General features: G+C 31.5%; 5 protein-coding genes. 1 reads left to right on the top strand and 4 read right to left on the bottom strand.

Annotated elements, in window-relative coordinates:
• On the top strand, positions 1–197 hold a 197-nt coding region (locus tag CHRY9293_RS18790; RefSeq protein WP_228455594.1), incomplete at its 5' end, for a hypothetical protein.
• Positions 198–1,009: 812 nt separating this feature from the next.
• Here the strand turns inward: CHRY9293_RS18790 and CHRY9293_RS18200 are convergent.
• The 4 genes from CHRY9293_RS18200 to CHRY9293_RS18185 form a co-directional block, all read right to left on the bottom strand.
• On the bottom strand, positions 1,010–1,678 hold the full coding sequence (locus CHRY9293_RS18200; RefSeq protein ID WP_162034275.1) for an integrase core domain-containing protein: 669 nt from the start codon (positions 1,676–1,678) through the stop codon (positions 1,010–1,012).
• Positions 1,653–1,967 carry a helix-turn-helix domain-containing protein gene (locus CHRY9293_RS18195; protein WP_162034274.1) on the bottom strand — a complete coding sequence of 105 codons (315 nt, stop codon included), beginning with the start codon at positions 1,965–1,967 and terminating at the stop codon, positions 1,653–1,655. Before CHRY9293_RS18195 ends, CHRY9293_RS18200 begins: the two co-directional genes overlap by 26 nt.
• Positions 1,968–2,341: 374 nt before the next feature.
• Complete coding sequence (locus tag CHRY9293_RS18190) at positions 2,342–3,004, bottom strand: hypothetical protein (protein WP_162034273.1); 663 nt, start codon at positions 3,002–3,004, stop codon at positions 2,342–2,344.
• A 643-nt stretch (positions 3,005–3,647) separates the two neighbouring features.
• Complete coding sequence (locus CHRY9293_RS18185; protein ID WP_162034272.1) at positions 3,648–4,097, bottom strand: NUMOD4 domain-containing protein; 450 nt, start codon at positions 4,095–4,097, stop codon at positions 3,648–3,650.
• Positions 4,098–4,331 lie beyond the last annotated feature (234 nt).

Genomic DNA, 4,331 nt, shown 5'->3' with positions numbered 1-4,331 from the left:
ATGGACCATGCCTATTCGAAATTGGGGTATTGTTCTCAACCAATTTATGCTTATTTTTGAAAAAAGGCTCAGATTATAAATCCAAGCCTAACTTTTTAACTTACACACTTTACGAGATAGTGTCTTTAATTCCGGGATATTTATTCCGTAGATTTTCGCAGGCTATATCTATACCTTCATTAAACAAATTATTGTAGCATTCAAACAATTTTGCTCTGAAGCTTTCCAATAATGAGTTTAATTGTTTAGCATTCGAACTATTACCTGATATCTTTCCTGATTTCATACTCTTTGATCTGTTTTGATACTCCAAAATAATAAAAAAAGCTTTAAATATTACAATTTAAAGCCTTTTGGTTTTCTTTGATTTTCCACTTTGCAGAGAGGAAGGGCTCTCGAATCTATATTTATTGCCAACCAATAGATATTCATTTTTTTTGGTTTTAAATACTTTATGATGTTTTTGTAATATAACACAACCCAATAAATAACAATGAACCATTTTTGATTTAGTCCCTAATTTTAAAAAGAGGGACTAAAAATTATAGATCTTTCTGATCTTTTCTTGACGTTACTCGAAAATCAGAAACTTGTCATCAAATCAGTGTATACTGTACTTGCCTATTGATAAATAATTATTGCAAGTAATACAAATAGGGAGATAGAAATTACTTCTTAAAGTTAAATTTATCAAAAAAAAAATTAAATATTTTAGGTATGGAGATCATTATTTTTTTCGAAAGCTTTAGCTATGCAATCGTCAGCAGAAAATATTAAAGTAAAGAAATTATACTGTGTTTACTTTCGGAATAATAATTAGTAACACTTTAGCGAAATGTGCTATAACAATAGACTCGCTCCAAATTAAGAGAGGGTTTTCTTAGCCATAGAAGATACCGGAAATAAAAAGAGGAGACCTTGTGGGTCTCACTTTCCGTATATCTAAGAGCCTATTGCTTGTAGGTTGCTTCACAGCAGGGCCTACTTCCTCTTGGGCTTTGAGACTAAATTAGTATTTTTTTTGTCTTATATAACTTAAATATGTATAATTTCTGGGCAATATTTCTTCATTTGAGTACAAAAATTTTGCAGTAACATCAGGCTGAATAGGAATAAAATGTTCCAAAGGCTGTAATTTTTCCCAAGGCGTTTTCCCATTCAAAGAAAAGTGTGGCCTTTTCTTATTGTAAAACTCCTGCCATTCAATAGCTAAAGCATTTAAATTAAGATCTAGATCAGATAAATACACTAGCGACCAGAATTCAGATTTGTCAGTTTGTTGAGTTCTTTCTACTTTACCATTTAGATGAGGGGATCTGGGCTTTATGGGGCTGTATTTGATAAAATGTTCATGCAGTTCATATTGGAAGGAGTAATTAAAAAATTCCGTACCCCAATCGGTTTGAATATGCTGTATAGGAAAATAGAATGTATCCAAAATTTCACTTAAAAAATGTATAGTACTTTCTACTTTTTTATTAGAGTAAACTCTAATAACTTTCATTCTTGTGCAATCATCAATAGTTGTAAATTTATAGGCTTTATTTCTAATTTTAGTAACATCAAGCTGAACTCTATCCCCTGGAACTTCTTTGCTGTATCTTTTGTAATCAGATTTTTTACGCCTTTTGACTACAGGATTAACTTTGTGCTTAAAGAGTATCCGCCAAACAGTCATTGCGGAAAGTGTGATTCAGATGGGTTGAGATTCTTGCAGCTTCCCATCTTTTTTTCTCTCTTAAATCGAGGATAATAGATTCAGTTTCTTTTGTAACCTTAGTATTGGTAAGGGTTTTACGATGTCTTGATTTATCTGACAGTCCTTGTTCTCTATACCTTTTTATCCAACGGTGAAGTGTTGACCTTGCAATTCCACAACGTAAAGCCGTCTTTGTTACTGACCTTGATTCTAAATAGATTTTGAGCCAATCTTTGCGAGCCTTGACTTGCTGTTGCTGTTTATTCATGGGTAAATGTTTTAAACTTTACACCATAAATTTAAGTCATTTTTGTAGCGGATCTATTGATACTTTACATCTTATCCCAATTTAATCATGATTATGTGTAAAACTTAATAAAATCGGATATAATAAATTTTGATTAATTACATGGCAATTTAAATATGTAAATTAGCCCGGATTTGATTTTTTATAATTATGTATAAAAATGGACGATATCAATCCAAAGCTGGGTGTTGTTTTAAACCAATTTATCATTATTTTTGAAGAAAGGCTCAGATTATAAATCCAAGCCCTAACTTTTTAACTTATACACTTTGAGGGATATTATGCTAATACTAACTCTCTTGTTTTATTTTTTCATAACTCTAAGAACTTCAAAATCATAGGTCACTCCTCACTATCCGAGGATTTAGAATCCTAACAGAAATCACTCTTCCATCATAATTAACCTCTCCGCTAGAATTTGTTCCTGCTAAAACGGATCGTAAATTAACTGGAATCCATCCGGTTCCTAATAAATGTCCATTTACTCCTCTAATTTCACAACCATTTCCTGTTGCAATAGCAGTATGAAAAGGAATCCATTCTTCTCTTCCTCTCCGACTAAAGACAATAACATCTCCTGTAGCAAAATAGCTTCTTCCATTCCATTCTCTACTCTCATTAATATTATAATAATTATGTTCAACTTCTGTTCCGGAACTTAGTATTGGGTCACCAAGGAGAAATCTTACAAATGCCACCGCTTGATAACATACTCCTGCGGTATAGTTTTGAACAGATTCTCTCCCACTAAGTAATTCAAAAGCTAATTTTTTTCTCTCGGATTTACTTAATGAAAGTGCTCTACGCCCCCTATCATTTAAGAAATTAGGTAAATCATTATTTTTTCCTTTATTAGAAGACCATTCTGCAGAATGGTCAGTTTCCTTTGTAAGATGAGAGGAAGAAATTTCGTCAACTTCACCCATACTACAGGAGGTGAATAACGCACCCGTCATAATGCTTAAAAATGTAATTGTGGTTGTTGGATATTTTTTCATTAAGAATAATTTAAATTCTGTACAATATTAGATAAATACATAAGAGGAATATGGTATCAGTTTTTGAATTTTATATGGATACAAAATCTATATAAACATACACTCCAAAATAGAGTACAAATTACCTCAAATTCCAAACGATAATTGTTTTAATTTTTCATTCTTTTTGCTTTAGAAGATCGTTTTTTGAGATTTGTAAAATATATTTTTTAACGTTTCACTTGTAACCGCAGTCACGAATCAAAGAGAACTGAGTTCTCCCTACCAAAATATAACTTTCTCCGTGAACCAATAACTTTCAGCTAGTGAAATCTCCTTCATTTTGGCCAGAGGCTGATACCGTTCGTTTCTATTACACCTTTTTAAGATTAAGGATTTGATATTCGTAATAAATCAAATTCGTCCATCTCATTGTAGATTGATTGTAATTCGACATTCAATTGAACATATATTATGAAACAAATCAGTAGTGGCATCTTTAAGTTCAAACTGAAATATATCTTTTTTTTAATCTTGAATTAGACTATTGAAAACCTATTTTATATTATTTGGATTATCCTCAGTTAAAATTATCTCGTTATTTTTCGATATACAAGTCAAAACAAGTACTGCTTTGTCTTTATCTCTTGTGATTGTTGCCTTTTTAGTTTCCATAAATTTTATTTCTTTCTCCGAATGCAGATTTTCTACCTTCTAATGTTTTCATACTTATCTCCTTCCAGTCTAAATCCTCGTGTGTCTGTGGTACGCATTTAAGCTTATTTGAGAGTGGATTACCTGCTAAGGGGTAATTTACTCCACTTTCTTTACCCTCAATACTGAGATTACATCTTACATTATAAAAGTGAGCCTTTAGATGCCTGTTATAATATCTAAAAACTTGTGGTTTTATAATTTTAGCTAATATCTTTTGCTCTCCTCCATTAGGTAGAGTAACTAGACGTTTCCGACTTTTTACCCGACTACAACTGGGAATTGCATAGTTATCAAAACCTTCAATCAGTTTCCACTGCTCATCAGGAATATCTTTTAATGAAAGGTTAGAAAGGACAGTATTGATATATTCATCATCTAACTCCGTGGGTAGCTTCATATATATTGTATTGGGAAATAATTGACAATGGTATAAAACTTAGAAAAATAATTTTCCCCTACTAGTTAACAATTATGATAAAAAAGAGGCTGTCTCAAAAGAGATAGCCTTTTTTATGCAAAAAGGAAAGCTTTGGCTTTCCTAATAGTTGCAAATTGATTAATTTGCATTGTGTTAACTTCTTCAAAAGTAGTCTTTAAAGATTACAATCCCAAAGAAAACTTGCTTTTTCCT

The organism is Chryseobacterium potabilaquae (genome assembly GCF_902728265.1).
Classification (GTDB): domain Bacteria; phylum Bacteroidota; class Bacteroidia; order Flavobacteriales; family Weeksellaceae; genus Chryseobacterium; species Chryseobacterium potabilaquae.
This window is presented reverse-complemented; position numbering and strand designations above follow the sequence as displayed.